Source organism: Micromonospora lutea, from assembly GCF_016863535.1.
Lineage (GTDB): Bacteria > Actinomycetota > Actinomycetes > Mycobacteriales > Micromonosporaceae > Micromonospora > Micromonospora lutea.
Genome location: NZ_BOPB01000020.1, coordinates 83074 through 102587 on the forward strand (window position 1 = coordinate 83074; position 19514 = coordinate 102587).

Genomic DNA, 19514 nt, shown 5'->3' on the forward strand with positions numbered 1-19514 from the left:
CCTTCCTGAGCCGCCGGCCGGGGCCGCACGCACGGAGATGCCTCGGCCGGCGAGGCTCGCGACGCTGGCGGTAGCCCCGTGGACGACGCCCGTGCAGGCGACCCGTCGCGGCGCACCGTCCGGCCGTCGTCGTCTGGCAGGCCGGCGAGGCCCCACCCCCATCAGGAAGGTACGTGCCGATGACTCAACTCGGAGCCCGCGCCGTCGTGCTCGGCGGCAGCATGGGCGGCGTCCTCGCCGCCCGGGTCCTGGCCGAATCGTACGCAGAGGTCGTCGTCGTGGAACGCGACCGGGTGCTGGGCGTGAGCACCCCGCGTCGAGGAGCGCCACACACCGTCCACGCCCACGGGCTGCACGCCCGGGGACACCTCATCCTCGAGGAGCTCTTCCCCGACCTCACGGAGGAACTGCGCGCCGCCGGGGTGCCCACCGGTGACCTGGGCGAGATGCGCTGGTTCTTCAACGGCCGCCGGATCCAGCCAGCCCACACCGGACTCGTCTCGGTCACCGCCCCGCGTCCCGTCCTGGAGAACCATGTTCGCAACCGCGTCGCCGCGATAACGAACGTGACCCTCATCGAGGAGTGCGACGTTCTCGGCCTGGTCGCCACCGCCGACCACGAGCAGATCGTCGGCGTACGGGTGCGGCGGCGGACCGACCCGGCCGAGGCGGAGGTGATCGACGCCGACCTGGTCGTCGACGCCACCGGGCGCGGCTCCCGTACCCCGGCCTGGCTCGACGAACTCGGGTTCCAGCGGCCGGAGGAGGAACGGGTCAAGGTGGGGCTGGCCTACACCACCCGGCACTACCGCATCCGGCCGGAGATGTTCGACGGGGTGCAGTCAATCAACCCGGTCGCCTCCCCGGCCCACCCGCGCGGGGCGTTCTTCGGGCAGGTCGCGCCAGACGTCTGCATCCTGTCACTGACCGGGCTGCTCGGTGACTACCCGCCCACGGACCCGGATGCGTTCCTGGAGTTCGTCCGCTCCCTGCCGGTCGCCGACGTGTACGAGGCGGTACGCGACGCCGAAGCGCTCGACGAGGCCGTCTCGTTCCGCTTCCCCGCCAGCGTCCGTCGCCGCTACGACCGGCTGCTGCGCTTCCCCGGCCGGCTGCTCGTCGTCGGCGACGCCTTCTGCAGCTTCAACCCGGTCTACGGCCAGGGAATGAGCGTGGCGGCCATCCAGGCGATGACCCTGCGGTCGCACCTGCGCCTGGGCCGTCCGCCGGAGCCGCACCGGTTCTTCGCTGACCTGTCCCGGGTCGTCGACACGCCGTGGGACATCTCCGCCGGTGGCGATCTTGACTTTCCCGGCGTCGAAGGCCGGCGCAACCTCAAGGTGCGCATCGGGAACGCCTACATGGCCCGCCTCCAGTACGCCGCCACCAAGGATCCCGAGGTGACCAACGGCTTCATGCGGGTGGCCGGCCTGATGGACCCACCACAGGCCCTCATGCGGCCCTCGATGGTGCGCCGGGTGCTGCGCCACGCGATCCGCCGACCCGGGCCCGGACCGTCGTGGCGTGACACGACGCCCGCCCCGGCCGTCGAATAGGACACTCTGCCTGCGCCGGGCACCCACTCGGACGAGGGCATCGCGGGACCACCCAACAGGATGATGACGATGGCCACGCGCTGCGCAGCCTCGACCCGCTGCGGTGACCGGGCGCGGCGAACGGGGCGCCGGCCGGGTGGACCGGCCCACCCGGGCGACGTCGGCCGGCTGCTCGCCGCCGAGGGCCGGGTGCGGGCAACCGTTCGGGTACCCGTCATCTGACCTGCGGTCCGGCTCCTATGCTCTCCCGCATGCCTCTCGCCCAGATTTCCTCGTTTCTCGGGTGGCCGAGCTACGACCTCGTTGATCACTATCCCGATCTCGCCCCGCTCCGGCGGGCGCTACGCGCCGAGGACTGGCCGGCTGTGGTCGCCTTCTTCGACCACCTGCCAGAGCACGACGACCCGACAGTCGCGACCGCCATGGTCGCGGAGATGAGAGGCGTGGAGAGGTTTCTACGGGTGGCCGGGGGCGGACCGGCCCGATCCACCCTGGCCGGCACGTTGCTCGGTGCGCGGTTGGTGTGGATGGCGTGGCAGGCGCGCGGATCGGCGCGCGCCAATTACACAAGTCGTCGCCGGTTCGCGTCGTTCCACAAGATTCTTGGCGAGGCCGAGCGGATGCTCGGCGAGGTGACCGCGGAGGAGCCGGGGAACATCGCGGCGTGGACGGCACGGTTGCGCACCGCACGTGGCTTGGAGATGGGTCAAGCCGAGGCGAACCGACGGTACGAACGGGCTGCCAAGGCGCGCTCGCATCCGTTCTACGCCCAGCTGACGCATGTTCAGCAGCTGTGCCCGAAGTGGGGCGGTTCGTTTGAGCAGTTGCTCAGCTTCGCGCGGCGCTGCGCCGACACTGCGCCACCCGGATCGCTCAATGCGACGGCAGTGGCGGAGGCACACCTGGAGGTGGCGTTCGAACTCGGCGTCGGGTACATGCGCCAGCCAGCGGTGCTCGATGAGATCCGGGACGCTGTCGCCAGGTCCGTCGGACACCCGGAATTCCGTCCCGTGCATGGCTGGGCACAGGCGGAGTGCAGTTTCTCGTATGCCCTCTGGCGGGCCGGTGATCTGCCGGCCGCCGCGGCGCGGCTCGCGGTGCTGGGCAATCGCATCACCGGCTACCCCTGGGACAGCCCGCACCAGCTCAAGTCCATCCGGCGGAAGGTTCGTTGGGCCCGCGTGTCGTGATCCAGCGTGAGGTCGGCGGCGTACCGGCACTGTTCGTTGAGGCCGCCGGACCGATGTTTGCCGCCCTACGGCCGGAATATGGCGTGGAGGTTGCTGGCCGGGTCGGGCACGATGCGGGGTGTGATGCTGCTGGTTCCTGCGGACCCCCTGCGACCGCGTCGTCCCGACGAGCATTTCAGGGCGGAGGCGGTCGCCGCTGGTGATGCCGGGCTCGACGTGGCGGTGGTCGACCACGACGCGCTGACCAGGCCGGGTCATGCGGATCAGGCGGTGGCGTTGGTGCCCGCCGGCGGTGAGGCGGTCTACCGAGGCTGGATGCTGCGCAGCGAGCAGTACGCGGCCTTCGCCGAGGCGCTGTCCCGACGTGGCGTGACACTGCGAACCTCGGCCGAGCAGTACCGGCAGGCCCACGAACTGCCCGGCTGGTACGCCGCCCTCGCGGCGCACACCCCTACGTCGATATGGACCACGGGCGACCTGCGCGCCGATTTCGATCGGGTCCGCGTCGAGCTGGGCACCGGCCCGGCTGTCCTGCGTGACTACACCAAGTCGATGAAGCACTACTGGCACGAGGCGGCGTTCATCCCCGACCTCGCCGATGGCGAGACGGCGTGGAAGGTGGCGAGCCGCCTGCGACACCTGCGGGAGGACGACTTCGTCGGCGGGTTCGTCCTCCGCCGCTATGAGCGGTTCACCTCCGTCGAGGCGCGTACCTGGTGGGTCAACGGCGTTTGTGCCCTGGTCAGCGCGCATCCGGACACCCCGAACGACGTCCCGCCCCACAACCTGGACCTGGACGCGGTCACACCGGTCATCGCCGCACTCGGCCTGCCGTTCATCACAGTCGACCTCGCCCTGCGCGCCGACGGAGTCTGGCGGATCATCGAGATCGGCGACGGCCAGGTCAGCGACCGCCCCACCACCACCGAGCCCAGCACACTGATCACCGCACTGCTCGCCGGCACCAGCTGACTATCGTCTGTGCACTGCGCCGACGCGGGGCGCGAGTCTCCCGGCCGCGACGCCCTGCAACACACCGATGCCTCGCCACAGAGAACGATCGCACCTCGCTCTGCGAGTAGCTTGTCGGACACGCCGCGGGCCGGCTCCAATGGCGATCAGTCGCTCGATCATGTGCCATTGGAGAAGGCCCGCTCGAATCAAGGGCGCACTACCGGGACGAGATATCTGTCACCGGACACCGGTCAGTGAGTGGCGGTGAAGTTGTACAACTCCGACGCGGTGTCGTCGAAATAGGGTGACCACCACAACGTCGGTGCCGTGTACGAGTTGAGCGTGCTGTTGACCCCGTTGAGGTAGCCCCAGTTCCCATCCCAGTTGATCAACCACGGGCCGCCGCTGGCACCTGCGGTCAGGTCGCAGTTGATGCGGATCCGCGCCCCGGACTGGGTCGAGTTGCCGCTGCACCTCAACAGGTTGCCGCCGTCGAACGGCGCGCCGCTCGGGTAGCCGAAATTGTTGATGCCGACCGTGAAGCCCTGGTGCGTACGGAAGCCGTGGCCCCCGAACTGGTTCACGATGTGGACCCCGTTCCGGGTGTTCATGATGGCCACGGCCATGTCGGCCTCCCAGTTGGAGCTGTCGATCCAACTGCTCCAGGTCCACAGCTCGCGGGCCGTCCAGGTGCCGTGCGGCCGGGGGTTGACCAGGTCATCGTCGTACGCCGGGACGAACGACCAGTTGGTGGCGAGACTGCTGCCGGGGCCGCCGTGGATGCAGTGGCCAGCCGTCCACACGGTGTTGAAGCCGACCGAGTTGATGACCGCGCCGGAGCAGACCCACGATCCGCCGTCCATGTTGAAGAAGACTTTGCCGTTGGACCGAGCGGTCGGGTGGTTGGAGCCGAGGTTCGGGTTGATGGCTTGCGTGGACATGCCCGGGGTGCCCATCAGGCCCGCCACCGGAGGCACATCCACCGGCCTGGACCGGTTGGTCGGCGCGGCAGCCGAGGTCCCTCCACTCTGGGCGAAACGTCGTGCTGCGGCCTGGTACGAGGGGGACTCCTCGATGGGCTTGGCATTGCGCATCCGCTCGGGCGTCCAGTACGCCTCGATCGCCGTGTCGGCAGTCACCTGCGCGCCGTACCGCTGTCTGCCGGCCGCCCACGCCTCGGCGCTGACGGCCGTGGCCACCTGACGGATGCTGTCACCGTCGGGGTGCGGAGCCGCCTGCGCCGGCTGGCCGACGGTGAGCAGCGGCAGGGTCAAGGCCAGGGCCAGAATGGGGTACGTCAGGCGCCGATCACCGATTGTTCTTGCTCTCATTGAACATCCCTCTTCCCGGGCCGTGTGAGATACCGGGACTGCCCCGGCCGATATCGTTTTTCGTTCCTCTACGGCATCCTGGACTAGGTTGGACATCATTAGACTGCCGCTGTCGAAAAGAAGACAGACGTTCGTCGATCAATTATTGATTCAAAGTCGCCGATCAGCCGTCGTTGTCGTGGCCGCCTGATGGAAAGGATCTCGTCTACGTTGAGGACCTTAGTCGCCTGAAACCACCGTAACCGTGACGATCAGTTCCTCAGCAGCTGGGGAAATGCACTTCGGATTCTGCCCAGTGTGGCCACCCGGGTTCGGGTCGTACCAATTATCACGATGACGTGGGGGTGGGCGGGAGAGATTCGACAGGGCGGCAGCGATCACCAGGCGCAGGGTGTGTAGTCCTTGAGGAAGCAGCCGTACAGGTCTTCGCCCTGCTCGCCGCGGATGATCGGGTCGTAGACCCGGGCGGCGCCGTCGACGAGGTCCAGCGGGGCGTGGAAGCCGGCGTCCGCCAGCCTCATCTTCGTCGGATGTGGCCGCTCGTCGGTGATCCAGCCGGTGTCGACGCTGGTCATGAGGATGCCGTCGGTCAGCATCTCCTGGGCGCTGGTGCGGGTCAGCATGTTGAGCGCGGCCTTGGCCATGTTGGTGTGCGGGTGTCCTGGTCCTTTGTAGCCACGGGCGAACTGGCCCTCCATCGCTGACACGTTCACCACGTACTTGCGGCGGGCGGTCGCTGCGGCCATCGCCGGTCGCAGTCGGCTGACCAGTACGAACGGCGCGGTCACGTTGCACAGCTGGACTTCGAGCAGTTCGACCGGGTTCACCTCGTGCACCCGCTGCACCCAACTGTTGACCGGGTCGAGGTCCGGGACCAGACCGCCGGCGTCGATGGCGCTGGCGGTTGCGATCCGTTCCGGTGAGGCGGAGCCGCTGGTCAGCGCCAGCGCGGTGAGCGCGTGGGGGGTGATGGTGGGCGAGTTCAGTGGGGCGATCAGGCTTCCCGCCGGATCGCCCCGGCCGGCCGATTTGGCGAACGTGATCATCTCCGGCAGTGGGCCGTCCGGCAGGGCCGCCGCCTCCGCGGCGACGAGTTGCGCGTACGCCGCAGGTGTGCGACGGACGGTCTGCGCCGCGTTGTTGATCAGGATGTCGAGTGGTCCCTGGCCGCTGACCGAGTCGGCGAGGGCGATTACCTGGGCGGGGTCGCGCAGGTCGATCCCGACGATCCGCAGGCGGTGGAGCCACTCCCCGCTGTCGGGCATCGCGGCGAATCGGCGGACCGCGTCGTGGGGAAACCGGGTGGTCACCGTGGTGTGCGCGCCGTCGCGCAGCAGTCGCAGCGCGATGTACATGCCGATCTTCGCCCGGCCGCCGGTGAGCAGCGCGCGTCGGCCGGTCAGGTCGGTGCGGGCGTTGCGGCGCTCCCGGTTCAGCGCGGCGCAGGGCGGGCAGAGCTGATGGTAGAAGGCGTCCACGTCGCGGTAGCGCTGCTTGCAGATGTAGCAGCCGCGCGGTTTGTGCAGGACGCCGGCCGTGGCACCCACGGTGGGGGAGACCAGCGGGTTGCCCTGGGTCTCGTCGTCGATCCGGCCCGGGGCGCCGGTGGCGGTGGCTGCCGTCACCGCGCGGTCGGCCGCCGCGACGGCATCCCGCCGTTGCTCGCGTCGCCGCTGCTTGATCATTTTGTAGAGCTTCGCGGTGGCCCGCTGTACCCGCACCACGTCGGGGTGATCGGGAGGCAGGTCCTCCAACGCCTCGAAGACGCTGATACAGGTCTCCAGCTGGGCCGGGTCAATGCGGTATTGACCGGTCTCCGCGATTCTGTCCGCCGTCATGCTGTCGCTGTCTCGTCCCGTTCCCTGCGCCGGATCTATCCGGCCCACCCCAAGTCCGACCCGGAACTGTACGCACCACACGGCCTCCGACGCATCCCGCGCCTGGTCCCCACACACCTGGCGCAAGATCAGGTCGCGTCGCGCAGCCAGGTTCGGCAAAGCCACCAGGCGGTCATGGCACCGAAGGTGCCCGCCGGGTCGATGCCGGTGACGGTGGCGAAGCGCCGGACCCGATTGCGAACCGTGTTGGGGTGCACGAAAAGTCTCGCCCCGGCGAGGTCGACATCGCGGTCGCTTTCCAGCCAGGCGAGCACGGCGTGCGCCACCGATTCGGCAGCCGGTCCGAGTGCCGCCCAAGCGGGCGCGTACCGGTCGAGCAGCACCGTTGCCAGGTCTGCCCGCTCGGTCAACGCCACCAGCCAGGCCACCTCGGCAATGTGGATCAGTCCGGTGCGGCCGGTGGACTCGGCGGCGGTCAGGGCCGCGGTGGCGAGCCGCTGCACTCGCGCGAGTTTCTCCGGTTCGGCCGGACCGGCGAGCCCTGCCACGGCCCCGGTCCCCTTCAGGCGGGCGGACGGCGCCCGGGACAGAACTGCGACCATCAGGTCGTCCACGGTTGCGCACAGCACCGGCGGGTGCTCGCGCACGGCTCGTTCGATGCCGGCGGCGGTCTCCCCGGGCCGGGCGACGAGCACCCACAGCCCGTCGGCGACCGGAAGGCCCGCCTCGGCGGCCGCCAGCGTAGCCGCCGAACCACCCTGGAGCAGCCGCCGCAGCAGTGCCGTGTCCCGGTGCCCGGGAAGTGGATCCGTGCTGGCTGTGGTAGCCCGATGCGCGCTGATCAGCCGGGCCCGGACGGCCTCGGCCCAGTCGTCGTAAAGGTCCCGGACGTCCAGGAGTTGCTCGGCGCTGACGCCTTGGTCGCGGGCGAGTTCCCGGGCCCGGGCCCAGATCGCGCGTTCGGCGAAGTGGATCGCGCCCAGCACCGATTCGATCGGCACGCCCTGCCGGGCACGGGCGACACCGAGGTCCGCGACGAACGACAGCTCAGCTTCGGTGGGGCCGCGCCGTGCGACCAAGGCGCGGGTTGCGGCCACCAGCAGAGCGCGGGTGTGCCCGGCGATGTCGGAGGTGGGCAGCGCGGAAACCTCCCGCACGGTGGTACGGACTCCGGCGACCACCGACGGCAGCAGTTCGTCATCGCCCACGACGCGTTCGATCAGGTCCACCATCGTCGTCCAGCCGTCCGGATGCGTCATCCTGTCATGCTCCCCGCCGTTGTGGTGCGCTACAACAAGAACCCGAAATCGCGTGCTCCACGCCATGTATTCGCCCCCGTGCCAGGCCCTACGGTTTGGCGGAAGCTACAACCGTCGAGGAGCACCATGGCCGTTTCGTCGAGTCGGGTGGCGGTGATCGGTGCGGGAGCAGCCGGTCTCGCCACGGTGAAGGCGCTGCTCGACGCCGGTTGTGCGGTGGTGGCGTACGAGAAGGGTGACCGGCCCGGTGGCCTGTGGGTCAGGGACAACAGCAGCGGCCTGTCTTCGGCGTACGCCTCCCTGCACTTGAACACCAGCAAACGCCGCACCGAGTTCGCGGATTTTCCGATGCCCGCGGACTGGCCCGACTATCCGTCGGCCAGTCGCGTCGCCGGTTACCTGGACGACTATGCGCAGTCGTTCGGGCTCATTCCGCACATCCGGTTCGGGAGCACGGTCACCCGCGTCGAGCGTGACCGGCTCTGGGCGGTGACGACCGAGTCCGGTGACACCGAGCGGTACGACGCCGTGGTGGTCGCGAACGGGCACAACTGGGATCCGCGCTATCCGGATCCGGCTTATCCGGGGACGTTTCACGGCACCCAGATGCACGCCCACGACTACCGCACTCCGGACGTCTTCCGGGATCGGCGGGTGCTGATCGTCGGCATGGGCAACTCGGCCATGGACATCGCGGTGGACGCCTCGCACGTCGCTCGGGGGCCGGTCCTGCTCTCCGCCCGGCGCGGCGTGCACATCGTCCCCAAGTACCTGTTCGGCCGCCCGGCCGACGCGACCGGCGGCGCCCTCGCGGCCCTGCCGTGGCGGCTGCGGCAGCGCATCGCCGAGACCCTGTTGCGGCTCGCCGTCGGGACCCCGCAGAGGTACGGCTTACCCGCCCCGGCCGGTGGCCTGTTCCAGAACCATCCGACGATCAGCGACACGATCCTGCACCGGCTCACCCACGGCGAGGTGACCCCACGTCCCGGCATCGAACGGCTGGACGGGGAACGGGTGATGTTCACCGACGGCAGCGCCGACCCGGTCGACGTGATCGTCTGGGCCACCGGGTACCGGGTGAGTATCCCGTTCCTGTCCCCTCAATGGCTGGGCCCCGACCCCCAGCAACTGCCGCTGTACCAGCGGGTCTTCCATCTCGACGACCCCAGCCTGGCATTCGTCGGCCTGATGCAGTCCACCGGTGCCGCTCTGCCGGTCGTGGAGGTCCAGGCCAAACTGGTCGCCGCGTACTTCTCCGGCGGCTATGCCCTGCCCGGTGCCGACGAGCAGCAGCACGCCGTGCAGCGAGCCTTGCGCGCCGCCATCGAGCGGTGGGGCACGAACGCGCGGCCGCACCTGCGTATCGATTTCGACCGGTACGTCGCCGACCTGCCCAGGGAGATCGCGGCTGGCCGGAATCGCCTCGCCCGGGGCGGACGCACCTTCACCGCCGAGGAGAGTGTGGTTTGAGCACCCGAGACCCCCGCGGAATGCGTGTCCTCGTCACCGGCGCCTCCGGCACGTTCGGCCGGGCCATCTGTGCCCGGCTGGACGAGCTCGGGGCCCAGGTCGTCGGGTTGGACCTGGCCCCCCGGGCCGATGACCCGGTCCGGGTCCTGGCCTGCGACATCACCGACGACGACGCGGTGCCGGCGGTGGTACGCGAAGCAATCGACCAGCTCGGTGGGCTCGACCTGCTGATCAACAACGCCGGGATCGGTGGGCCCGCCCCGGCCGAACTGGCGCCGGGCGCGGAAGTACGCCGCCAGCTCGACATCAACCTGCTGGGCACCTGGCGGGTCACCGCCGCATGTGTGGACGCGCTGGTCGCCTCTGGTGGCCGGATCGTCATGCTCAGCTCGCGGATGGCCGCCATGCAGTTGCCGCTGGCCGCTGCGTACGGTGCCTCCAAGCGCGCCCTGGTCGCGTACGCGGACGCGCTGCGTCTGGAGCTCGGCACCCATGTCGGCGTCACCTGTGTGTACCCGTCGGCGGTACGAAGCCCGATCCACGACTCGACGGCGGCGGCCGGGCTCTCGCTGGAGGGCATGAGCCAGTACGAGCCGCTGGACGGGGTGGTCCGGACCGTGCTGCGCGCCGCGCTCAGTCGTCGTCCTCGCCGTGATCTACCCACCACCCGGCGGGGCGCGGTCGAGTTCTTCCTGGCCCGTCACCTGCCCGCGCTGACCGATCGGATCGTGGCACGCACCCTCGCCGGCCGGATCCGCTCCGGCGCGTTCCAGGGCGCCGAGCTGGCCGCGGGTGTGGTCGCACGGCATGAGGCGACCCGATGACGGCGCTGCGTGGGGCGGCGGGCGAGGTGCGGACCAGGGCAGGTGACCTGGTCGCGTACGCCAGCGGTTCGGTCGGGATGGGCGTCTGGGTGACCGTTCCCGGCCTGCTGTTGCTCTATTTCCTCACCAATACGCTCGGTGTCTCGCCGTTCCTGGCCGGTCTCGCCCTGCTGCTGCCGAAGATCATCGACATCATCGTGCATCCGATGCTGGGCAGCCGATCCGACCGGGAAGCGCGCAGCAGCGGACACCGGCTCGGCATGCTGCGGGTCGGTCTGCTGCTTCCGGTGGCCATGGTGGCGATGTTCTCGGTGCCCGCCGGTCTCTCCGGCGCATCGGCGGCGCTCTGGGTGGGCGGCTGGTTCATCGCCGGCAACCTGCTCTTCGCGTGTTTCCAGGTGCCCTACCTGACCACTCCGTCCGATCTTCGAGTCGGGTACCACGAGCGCACCCGGGTCTTCATGTTCCGGATGCTCTTCCTCACCCTCGGGTTGCTTGGTGCCGGTGTGGCCGCACCGGCGCTGGTGGAGTCGGGACGGCGCGGCGACTACGGCTGGATGGCCCTGCTGCTCTCCGGCGTCATGGTGATCTCCGGGCTGGTCGCACTGACCGGGGTACGGCGTCTCACCGCCCACGCCGGTTTCCGGATGCCCGACCCGCAGGCGGCCCACTCGACCATCGGTGACATCGCGGTCGCCTGGCGGGACCCCGACTTCCGTTCGCTGGTGCTGTCCTACCTGTTCACCGGCACCACTACGCACCTGTTCCTCGCAGCGCTGCCGTTCTACACCAGGTACGTCTTCGACAACTCTGGGCTGACCGCCGTGTTCATGGGGGCGTTCCTCGGGCCAGCGGTCGTCGCCGGCCCGGTGTGGATGCAGGTGTCCCGGCGCATCGGCAAACAGCGTGGCCTGCTGATCTGCCAGGCGGTCTTCGTGGCCGGTTCGCTGGCGCCGCTGCTCGGCTACGGCACCGGGCCGGCTGTCGCGGTGGTCGGTGTCCTGGGCATCGCGTTCGCCGGGCTGCAGCTCTTCGCGTTCTCGATGGTCCCGGACGCGGTCGCAGCCGCCGAGCAGCGTGGCACCGTCCGGGCTGGCGCCTACACCGGTGTCTGGACTGCCACCGAAGCCACCGGCACCGCAATCGGCCCGTACGTGTACTCGGCCGTGCTCGCCCTGGGCGGCTTCATCTCCACCACCGAGGGGCAGACCGTGACGCAGCCGGAGTCCGCCCACACCGCCCTGTTGATCGGCTTCACCGTGGTCCCGGCGGTGCTGATGGCCGCGGCGCTGACATTCCAAGTGCGCTGGAAGCTGGACCGGACCCGCCACACCGGTTGAGCGTTGCGTGCTCAGGCCGGCACCGGTCGCCGAGTGAACGCTGTGGGACACCCTGGCCGTGATGAGCCAGGTCCGGCCATCCGCCTTCGACCCCAAGTTCTACCGGCAGCGCGCCGACGCAAGCCCGGTCTGCCAGGTGCGGCGGGTAGGGCTTGCGTCGGCGTGTCCGAGCCTCACGCGGATGGTCCGCACCGCGGTGACAGGCTGATCGCGGTGACTGCTGGTTGCCGGGTCAGGGTGGTCAGGTGCGGAACGGACCGGTCACGCAGTAGGTGATGCCGCCGGAGGAGGAGCCGGTGGTGCCGCGCTGGGAGGAGAAGTACAGCCGGTTGCCGGCCGGGGTGAACGCCGGGCCGCAGATTTCCGACCCGGACTGGCCGTTGATCCGCGCGAACACCGAGATCTTGTGGTCAGGGGTGATCATGCAAATTTCCATGTTCCCGCCGTCTTCGGCGACGTACAGGTCTCCGAATGTCGAGCCGGTGATGTTGTCGACGCCGGTCAGCGGCGCCGGGCCCGGATTGACCAGGTTGTCGTCGTAGGCGAGTTCGTAGGTGTTGTTGGACAGGTTGAGCTGCCAGACTCGGTTGTCGCCCTTGGTGGTGAACCACACGGTGTTGTTCGCGTAGTGGCAGCCCTCGCCACCGTTGAACGTCTTGGCGCCGGAGACCTGGTATCGGGTGGCGGTTGGTGAGCCGTCCGGGTCGGGAACGTTCGTCCAGCTGAACGACCCGGACGTGCCCGTGCCGGCTACCAGTACCTGCAGGGTGCCGGCGGACAGGTCGCCCCAGACAGCGGGGATGAATCGGTAGAGCTTGCCGTCGGTCTCGTCCTCGGTGAGGTAGATGACCCGCCGCACCGGATCCGCGGCGGCGGCCTCGTGCTTGAACCGACCCATCGCCGGCCGGACCACGGCGGTGCCACCGAGGGGGTAGGTTTCCCAGACCCGGCCGAGGCTGACTTCCTCGCAGGACAGCCAGGTGTTCCAGGGCGTCTTGCCGCCCGCGCAGTTGTTGTTGGTGCCGGAGAGGATCCGTGAGGCACCGGTGATCGCCCCGCTGGAGTTGAACACGATCCGCGACGCGCCGCCGCCGGAGCCGGCGCTGGTCTCTGAGTTGGAGACGTATATCCAGCCGGTGCCGTTGGCGAAGACCGCGCCACCGTCCGGCGCGTTGTGCCACACGTAGGACGTGCCGGGGACGACCTGGCCCGAGCGGGCGACGATCTGGCTGGTGAACCCGGCCGGCAGTTGGATCCCGTGTGCGTTGGCCGATTGCAGCGGCCCGTACGGTCCGACCCCGTTCTGCGCCGGTGCCGCGTACGCAGCCGACCACGTGGTGAACGGCAACGCCACCGCACCCGCCCCGACCATAGTGGCCCGCAGAATGCTACGCCGGTTCATCGAATCTCCTCGCTGTGGGGGAGCGCTGAACGTAACCAGCCCCGGTTGCCAGGAAGTGGTACCTGAGTGAACGCTCGCTCCAGCAGCTCTGGCGATCAGCCGAACATCGAGGAGTCCGTGGTGGTGCGGATCCGGGACGCCGGAAATGTGGCTGCCCAGCGACGCATGCCGTCCACGATGTACCGGAACGGGGTGAGCCGGGAGACCGCGCCCACGGCCTCGTAGCGACGCCGATCACCGTGCCGTCTACCGATCACAGACCCTGGCTCCGCTCGTAGCGGACGGTCGCTCGGAACTCGCCCGTGCCGCACATCCCTGCCGCCCCGATCAGTCGGTCTCCGTCGAGAATCATGCCGAGTCGAGAAGGCGCGCGCAGAGACGGGCCCCCGGGACCCGTCAACGACGGGGTACCACCAGCCGGTCACTCGCCGGCGCGGAGTACCTCGCTGAGCCGGTCGCGTCGCCGCAGCGCCGACTCGACAGGTACGACCGCGACGGCCGCCGTCAGCAGTGCCGCGCTCACCACACCGAGCAGCCACCACGGCAGAACCGCCGCCGGGTCGGCGGCTTGACCCGTCAGCAGCCGTAGCTCAAGCGGGCCGAGCATCAGGCGTGCGAGCAGGGCCCCGAGGAGCGGGCCACCCACCGCGGCGACCACGACCGGCGGCAACAGCTCTCCGGCGGCGACCCAGCGAGCGTCGCGTGGCCGCAGGCCGAGGGTCCGCAGCCGGGTCAGGGTCTGCCACCGCTCCGACGCACCCGCGGCGGCGGCGAGCGTGAGGCCGAGCAACCCCAGCGCCAGCAACACCGCAGCGGCCGTCCACGCCAGCCGTAGTAACCCTGCGGTCAGCGGAGCCACTCGCTGCGCCTGCAGGACGTCCGCGCGCAGCACGACGTCGGCAGCGACACCGCTGCTCGACACGGCCCGCGCCGCGCCGGGGCCGGTCACCCAGACGGTGTTGGGAACCACGGGCAAACCTGCGTCGGCGAGGGCCGCGGCGTCCACGATGACGACGTCGGCGGCGCCGCCGACGGAGGGAGCGGTACCGACCGCGGTGAGACGGATCGCCGGGGCACCATCCCGGGTGAGCTGCAGCCGCGTGCCGGTCGGCAGGTTGCCGTCGCTCGATCGGACCAACGCTGGGACCCCCACGAGGTCAGGGTTGGGCGTCGTGAGCCGACCCAGCGCCGGCGCGTCGGGCAGCGGGGTGGTGGCCAGCAGGCGCTGGAACGCGGCGGCGTCCACGATGACCAGACGCGGGGTGAGCAGCGTCGATTCGGTGAAGACGCGCGCCGAGTCGGTCACCTGCGCGACGACGACCTGCCCAACCCCGGGCGCGGCAGCGATGCGCTCGGCGAGTGCGGGCGTCGCGGCCTCGACGTCGGCACCGACGTCGAGGCGGGCGTCGGCGCCGACGGTGCTCCACGCACTGTCGGTCAGACCCCGGGCGACGGTGGCGCCGACGACAAGCGCGAACGACGCGAGCGCCGTGGCGCTGACCAGAACCAGCAGCGGCAGTACGCGTCCGGCCGTTGCGGCCGCCCGCGCGGCACCGAACACGGCCAGCGGGCGGCGCGAGCGCAGGGCCTGTCGGAGGGCGAAGCGCACTCCCACGGGCAGCAGCCGCAGCAAGGCGAGCGCGCCGGCGAGCACGCCCAGAGCGACGGCGCTGACCGGTAGCACCAGGTCGCCGGTCAGCTCACCGGTGTCGCCGTCGGAAGCGACAGGCAGGAGCCCGCGCTGGTGCAGGGTGACGAAGGCGGCGACCGCGGCGACCAGGACAGCGGCGTCCACGGCGGCGCGGCGCAGCTTGCCGGTGGCCAGCGTCCAGCGCCGAGCGGCCGGGTTGGCGGGCTGGCGCTGGTCCCGGCTGGCGCGGGCAACGGCCAGGGTCCCGAACGCCGGCCCGGCGAGAGCACCGGCCAGGACCGCGGGAACGGTCCAGGTCCACGAGACACCCGGAGCAGCTGCGCGGGCAAGTGCGAGCCCGACGGCGGCGGCCGACAGAGACACCACGGTGGACTCGATGATCAGTTCCGCACCGAGGTCGGGTAGCGCCGCACCACGTTGCCGGGCGGCGTTCAGCGCCGGGGTACGGCGGCGAACCAGCAGGTCGGCGGTGAGCAGCAGGACCAGCACCGTGACGGTCAGGACTCCGGTGAGCAGGACGGCGGCCTGTGCGGAAGCGGCGCTGATCTGTGTACGGGCGTCGCGCAGGACGGTGTCGAGCTGTGATTCCCACTTCAGAGACTGGTCGCGAACGCTTGACGGGCCGGAGGCTGCCTTGAGCTTGACCACCTGACTGGCGAGCCTCGCGGTGGCGTTCCAGGCGAGCGCCTCGGGTTCGGGGGCGAACTGGACGGTGCGCCGCAGCTGGTCCTCGTCGAAGGCGAGCCGTGCGTCCGGCAGCGACTCGCGCGACAGCAGGCCGGCGAACCGGGTGGTGCCCACACCGTCGGCGCCGGGCACGGGATGCAGGAGCGCCGGGATGAGCCGCCAGGCGGGGTCGGCGCTGTCCACGGGTCGGTAGATCCCGCTGATGTGGACGTCTTTGTCGGGACCCTGGCCGTCCCGGACCGGGATTCGATCGCCGGGGCCGAGGTCGAGTGCCGCAGCCTCCGCCTCGGAGAGGCCGACCTGCACCGGCCAGGGCGGTCCGTTGGAGGGGATCTCGATGGACCGTTCGGGGACCGCGGGGCCGGGCGCGCTGCCGGCGATCCAGGTCACGTCCGGACCGCCAAGATCACCAGCCAGGTAGGCGACCTGGAAGGTGCGCGGCACGCTGCCGCCGGTGATGCTGAGGATCGGACTGTCGACCACCGCGATGGGCGGGAGCAGCGCGGCGTCCAGGTCGGGCCCGAGCAGGTATGTCGCCCGGGCGCGGAAGTCGTCGACGTCGTCGGCGAGGCGGGGTAACCGGACCCGTCCGCCGGTCGGGCCGTCGTCGCGTTCCCAGTTGGCGTGTACGAGGACGTTCGAGGCGTGGCCGGCGCGGCGGACCGCGTCGTGGACGGCGTTGTCGGCGGCGGCACGGAGCAGCGCCGGTGCGGCCCCGGCGAGCAGCGCGACGCCCGCGATGACGGCGGCGGTGAGCAGCAGCGGTCCGACGTCGGTACGGCCACGGCCACGGACGCTGGGCCAGTGCGGTGCCGGCCACCGGCGAGCCAGCCACCGGTTCACGGCGCCACCCGCAGGTGCGCGGCGTCGGCCCGGCGAACCTGGACGATGACCACAACGGCGACCGCCACCATGCATCCGGCCACGAGTCCGGCGAGCAGCGCGACCTCGGCTGGCCACGGCCAGTGTGGCTGGACGGCCGGAACGGGCGCGGCGCCGGTGTCGGAGCGTACGAGCAGGGGAGCGACGACGCGGGTGGCGAGCGCGCCGACGGCCGCGCCCGCCGCGAGCAGAGGAAGCAGAACGCCGGCGTGCTGGCCGAACAGCACGGCCCGGATACCGCGTCGGGACATCCCCAGGCCGCGCAGCCGCGCCACCTCGACGGCGCGGACCTGCAGGTCGTACGTGACGTGCAGGACGACGCCGGTGAGCAGCAGCAGGGCGGCAGCCGGAACGATCAGCCGGATCGCGGCTGGCAGCCCGGCGTGCAGCGGGCCACTGGTGAGACGGGCGGTCTCCGCCTCGCGGGTCGTGACGGTGCCCAGGTGCAGGGCCGTGGCCCGTTCGGCGGCACCGGGACCGGCTGGGTGGCCGACCCACCAGGCGTCGACCGGGAAGGTCAGGTCGCCGGTGAGGACGCGGGCGCGGGACAGCGTGTCCAGGTCGGCCAGGACGGCGACGGCACCGGGGGCGGACGGCACGGTTGGCACGACCTCGGTGACGACGATCGGGACGGGCGTGGCGCCGACCGTGACGCTGAGCTGGCTGCCGGCCTCGGCTCCGACCTCGTTGGCGAAGCGGCTGGAGACGGCGACGGGCACCGGGCCGGGATCCGGGAAGGCGGTGGCGACGAGGGCGCGGGCGGCGTCCTCGCCGCCGCCGAGGTCGACCGTCGCCGCCATCCGCAGCGCGGTTCCCGTCGGCGCGGCGGAGAGCACGACGGTCGGGTCACTCACCCTGCTCGGGACCGGCGGCACGGACGTGGCGGTCCACTCCGATCCCTCAGCCGATCCGGTGGGCGGCACGGTGAGGGTGACGGCCAGGGCGGTGCGGCCACCGCCCACGGACCCGACATCCGGCCCGGCCGCCACCGGCAGGGACACCGCGACGAGGCGCAGTCCGTCGCCGGTAGCGCACTCGGGCAGCCGGTGCTCCCGGCCGTCGAGCGGCACGGGAGAACCGGCACAGGGTATGCGCAGACCGGTGGCGTCCTGCAGCAGCAGCCGAGGCGTGACGGTGAGCGACGTGTCACCGGTCGCGGTGCCGCTCAACACGAGCGGGGCACCAGCCGGAACGGGCAGGCCGATGACGCGGGTCGGTGGGGCGAGCCTCGCTGCCACGTCCGTCCAGGTGCGGTCGCGGTCGAGCCGCCCGCGCAGCAGCGCGTCGGCGCGGGTGGTGTCGACGGCGACCAGGCGCGGCGCATCGCCGGCGGTGCCGAGCCACTGACCGACGGCGGTACCGCGGTCGAGGACCGGACTCACTGCTCCCGCCGTGGCCGCGCCGACGACCGCGCCCTCTCCGGCCACCGGAGCCGTGTCGAGGGTGAGGGCCAGGTCGGTGCCGACGGAAAGCGCCGCCTGGTCGCGCTGTGACTGGTGCCATGTGGCGTCGAAGGCGAGGCCGAAGGTCCCGGCCGCGCAGGCCAGCCCGACGAGCAGTCCGGCGGCGACCGCCTGGGGCCGGCGGGCGGCCTCGGAAACCGCGAGCGGAAGCGCCAGCCCACGGGCACGGTACGCCAACCGGTCGGCGCCGCGCAGGGCGGGCAGTACCACCCGCAGCGCCAGGGCGACGCCTGTGGTGAGCAGCAGCGCCGGCGCGAGCACCCGGACCACGTCGGCGCGTGGGCTGGCGGCGGTGGGTTGCGCGTACAACTGCCACCATGCGATGGCGGCGAAAACCGCGAGCATCAGGTCGACGCCGGATCGGGCCAGCAGTTCGTGGCGCGTGTGTCGGTCGCCGGCTGCCGGGCGCGTTCGGATCGCCAGGATGGTGAGTACCGCGGCGAGCAGCAGCGCGCCGCCTGCGACCGCCAGGACCTGGGCGCCGGTGATGGCCGGCCGGACGGCCAGACCGGCGCCGTCCAGCGACGGCAGACGGGTCAGGCCGGCGTGCAGGGCCGACGAGGCCGGTATCGCGAGCGCGGCGGCGACGACGGCGACGAGCCCGGCATCAAGTGTCGCGGTGGCGGCCAGTTGCCGGCGGCTGGTGCCGAGGGCGGACCGCAGGGCGGTTTCGTCCGCGCGCATGTCCGCGGTCAGCCGGCCGGCGAGGACGAGTGCCGTCGCGGCCAGGACACCGCCGAGGACGGCGATGGCGAGCACGACGGCGGCGGTGACATGCCGTTGATCGTCGGCGGCCCGCAGGGTCAGCGGCAGCTCGGAGGAGACACGGGCGAGCCGGACGCGGTCGCCGAGGGTGCCGGCCAGCCGGCGGTCGGCAGTGCGGACGGCCTCGGCCGCGGTCTCCAGGTCGCGGCGGTTGGCCTGGGACAGGTCCGGATGGGCGGTGACCTCCATCCGGTTGACGGTGGCGCCGGTGGTGACCAGGTCGGCGAGGTCGACGAGAAACGGACCGTAGGCGTTGACCGGCTGCTGGAAGCGGCCGTCCCGGTAGCCCATGGCGGAGCCTGCCGCGGCCAGCGGGTCGCGGTCCCAGCCCCGCCCCGGCAACGGGCGTACCACACCGACGACGGTCACGTCGATGGCCGGGACGGGCGGGTGGGCAAGCTCGGTGCCGAGGCGTACCCGGCGACCGGGGGCGAGGCCGATCAGCTGGGCGGTGGACTCCAGCACCACAGCGTCACCACGGTCGTGCGGCCAACGCCCGGCGACCAGCTCGGCTCGGGTCGCCAGGTCGTCCAGCCCCGACAGGTACGCCTGGGCTCCGACGGTGGTGCCCGGGGCGAGCGCGGGCGGCAGCGCCCGCAGCACTGTCGACGCCCGCGTGGTCGTGGTCACCGGGAATGGCGCGAGCGCGTCGGTCACCACATCGCGGGTGTCGACGGCGACGGAGCGCGCGTCCCGGCCCTCGACGGTGCCGGTGTAGACGGTCACGTCGACGGCGGCGGGGGCGGCGCGGGCCATGGCGACCTCCAGCGCTCGCTCGGCGGTGCGGGTGCTCAGCAGGGTGCAGGTGCCCAGCAGGGTCGCACCGACCGTGACGACCCCGATGAGCGCCGCCAGCAACGGCCACTGCGCGCGGGCGCGCCGGCTGACCAGCCTCAGCATCG

General features: G+C 71.3%; 14 protein-coding genes. 7 read left to right on the forward strand and 7 right to left on the reverse strand.

The genetic code is table 11. The features are described 5' to 3' along the window. The first annotated feature begins 179 nt into the window (after window positions 1-179). The 4 genes from Vlu01_RS18055 (at window position 180) to Vlu01_RS18070 (ending at window position 3718) form a co-directional block, all read left to right on the forward strand. Window positions 180-1556: an FAD-dependent oxidoreductase gene (locus Vlu01_RS18055; RefSeq protein WP_204000935.1), complete on the forward strand. Its 1377-nt coding sequence runs from the start codon at window positions 180-182 to the stop codon at window positions 1554-1556. A 69-nt stretch (window positions 1557-1625) separates the two neighbouring features. Then, window positions 1626-1778: a hypothetical protein gene (locus Vlu01_RS18060; protein WP_204000937.1), complete on the forward strand. Its 153-nt coding sequence runs from the start codon at window positions 1626-1628 to the stop codon at window positions 1776-1778. Window positions 1779-1807: 29 nt separating this feature from the next. Next, on the forward strand, window positions 1808-2746 hold the full coding sequence (locus tag Vlu01_RS18065; protein WP_204000939.1) for a hypothetical protein: 939 nt from the start codon (window positions 1808-1810) through the stop codon (window positions 2744-2746). Between the two features lie 78 nt (window positions 2747-2824). Continuing rightward, window positions 2825-3718 carry an ATP-grasp domain-containing protein gene (locus Vlu01_RS18070; protein WP_239095971.1) on the forward strand — a complete coding sequence of 298 codons (894 nt, stop codon included), beginning with the start codon at window positions 2825-2827 and terminating at the stop codon, window positions 3716-3718. Window positions 3719-3951: 233 nt separating this feature from the next. Here Vlu01_RS18070 and Vlu01_RS18075 read toward each other — a convergent pair whose 3' ends face one another. From Vlu01_RS18075 to Vlu01_RS18085, 3 genes are all read right to left on the reverse strand, one after another. After that, complete coding sequence (locus Vlu01_RS18075; protein WP_204000941.1) at window positions 3952-5031, reverse strand: trypsin-like serine peptidase; 1080 nt, start codon at window positions 5029-5031, stop codon at window positions 3952-3954. Between the two features lie 377 nt (window positions 5032-5408). Next, window positions 5409-6869 carry an SDR family NAD(P)-dependent oxidoreductase gene (locus Vlu01_RS18080; protein ID WP_204000943.1) on the reverse strand — a complete coding sequence of 487 codons (1461 nt, stop codon included), beginning with the start codon at window positions 6867-6869 and terminating at the stop codon, window positions 5409-5411. Window positions 6870-6997: 128 nt separating this feature from the next. Continuing rightward, window positions 6998-8128 carry a helix-turn-helix domain-containing protein gene (locus Vlu01_RS18085; RefSeq protein ID WP_204000945.1) on the reverse strand — a complete coding sequence of 377 codons (1131 nt, stop codon included), beginning with the start codon at window positions 8126-8128 and terminating at the stop codon, window positions 6998-7000. A 126-nt stretch (window positions 8129-8254) separates the two neighbouring features. Between Vlu01_RS18085 and Vlu01_RS18090 the strand changes: the two genes are divergently transcribed. From Vlu01_RS18090 to Vlu01_RS18100, 3 genes are read left to right on the forward strand one after another with little or no spacing between them, the layout of a single operon-like run. After that, window positions 8255-9598, forward strand: coding sequence for a flavin-containing monooxygenase (locus Vlu01_RS18090; protein ID WP_204000948.1), 1344 nt, complete (start codon window positions 8255-8257; stop codon window positions 9596-9598). Window positions 9599-9618: 20 nt separating this feature from the next. Continuing rightward, a complete protein-coding gene (locus Vlu01_RS18095; RefSeq protein WP_204000950.1) occupies window positions 9619-10422 on the forward strand; it encodes an SDR family NAD(P)-dependent oxidoreductase in 804 nt (267 codons plus the stop codon). Further along, window positions 10419-11762: an MFS transporter gene (locus Vlu01_RS18100; protein ID WP_204000951.1), complete on the forward strand. Its 1344-nt coding sequence runs from the start codon at window positions 10419-10421 to the stop codon at window positions 11760-11762. The genes Vlu01_RS18095 and Vlu01_RS18100 overlap by 4 nt, the downstream gene beginning before the upstream one ends. A 241-nt stretch (window positions 11763-12003) precedes the next feature. Here Vlu01_RS18100 and Vlu01_RS18105 read toward each other — a convergent pair whose 3' ends face one another. From Vlu01_RS18105 to Vlu01_RS18120, 4 genes are all read right to left on the reverse strand, one after another. Continuing rightward, the gene (locus tag Vlu01_RS18105) at window positions 12004-13164 is read right to left on the reverse strand and encodes an alkaline phosphatase PhoX (RefSeq protein ID WP_204000954.1); all 1161 of its coding nucleotides are present in this window, start codon (window positions 13162-13164) and stop codon (window positions 12004-12006) included. A gap of 95 nt (window positions 13165-13259) precedes the next feature. Continuing rightward, window positions 13260-13421, reverse strand: coding sequence for a hypothetical protein (locus Vlu01_RS18110; RefSeq protein WP_204000956.1), 162 nt, complete (start codon window positions 13419-13421; stop codon window positions 13260-13262). 164 nt (window positions 13422-13585) lie between these two features. Next, window positions 13586-16345 carry an FtsX-like permease family protein gene (locus Vlu01_RS18115; RefSeq protein WP_204000958.1) on the reverse strand — a complete coding sequence of 920 codons (2760 nt, stop codon included), beginning with the start codon at window positions 16343-16345 and terminating at the stop codon, window positions 13586-13588. Further along, on the reverse strand, window positions 16342-19512 hold the full coding sequence (locus Vlu01_RS18120) for an FtsX-like permease family protein (protein ID WP_204000961.1): 3171 nt from the start codon (window positions 19510-19512) through the stop codon (window positions 16342-16344). The genes Vlu01_RS18115 and Vlu01_RS18120 overlap by 4 nt, the downstream gene beginning before the upstream one ends. Between the last annotated feature and the right edge of the window lie 2 nt (window positions 19513-19514).

Excerpts from the sequence above, each read along its gene's own strand:
- Vlu01_RS18055 (WP_204000935.1), top strand. The coding sequence starts at position 180 with ATGACTCAACTCGGAGCCCGCGCCGTCGTGCTCGGCGGCAGCATGGGC.
- Vlu01_RS18060 (WP_204000937.1), top strand. The coding sequence starts at position 1,626 with ATGGCCACGCGCTGCGCAGCCTCGACCCGCTGCGGTGACCGGGCGCGG.
- Vlu01_RS18065 (WP_204000939.1), top strand. The coding sequence starts at position 1,808 with ATGCCTCTCGCCCAGATTTCCTCGTTTCTCGGGTGGCCGAGCTACGAC.
- Vlu01_RS18070 (WP_239095971.1), top strand. The coding sequence starts at position 2,825 with ATGGCGTGGAGGTTGCTGGCCGGGTCGGGCACGATGCGGGGTGTGATG.
- Vlu01_RS18075 (WP_204000941.1), bottom strand. The coding sequence starts at position 5,031 with ATGAGAGCAAGAACAATCGGTGATCGGCGCCTGACGTACCCCATTCTG.
- Vlu01_RS18080 (WP_204000943.1), bottom strand. The coding sequence starts at position 6,869 with ATGACGGCGGACAGAATCGCGGAGACCGGTCAATACCGCATTGACCCG.
- Vlu01_RS18085 (WP_204000945.1), bottom strand. The coding sequence starts at position 8,128 with ATGACGCATCCGGACGGCTGGACGACGATGGTGGACCTGATCGAACGC.
- Vlu01_RS18090 (WP_204000948.1), top strand. The coding sequence starts at position 8,255 with ATGGCCGTTTCGTCGAGTCGGGTGGCGGTGATCGGTGCGGGAGCAGCC.
- Vlu01_RS18095 (WP_204000950.1), top strand. The coding sequence starts at position 9,619 with ATGCGTGTCCTCGTCACCGGCGCCTCCGGCACGTTCGGCCGGGCCATC.
- Vlu01_RS18100 (WP_204000951.1), top strand. The coding sequence starts at position 10,419 with ATGACGGCGCTGCGTGGGGCGGCGGGCGAGGTGCGGACCAGGGCAGGT.
- Vlu01_RS18105 (WP_204000954.1), bottom strand. The coding sequence starts at position 13,164 with ATGAACCGGCGTAGCATTCTGCGGGCCACTATGGTCGGGGCGGGTGCG.
- Vlu01_RS18120 (WP_204000961.1), bottom strand. The coding sequence starts at position 19,512 with ATGCTGAGGCTGGTCAGCCGGCGCGCCCGCGCGCAGTGGCCGTTGCTG.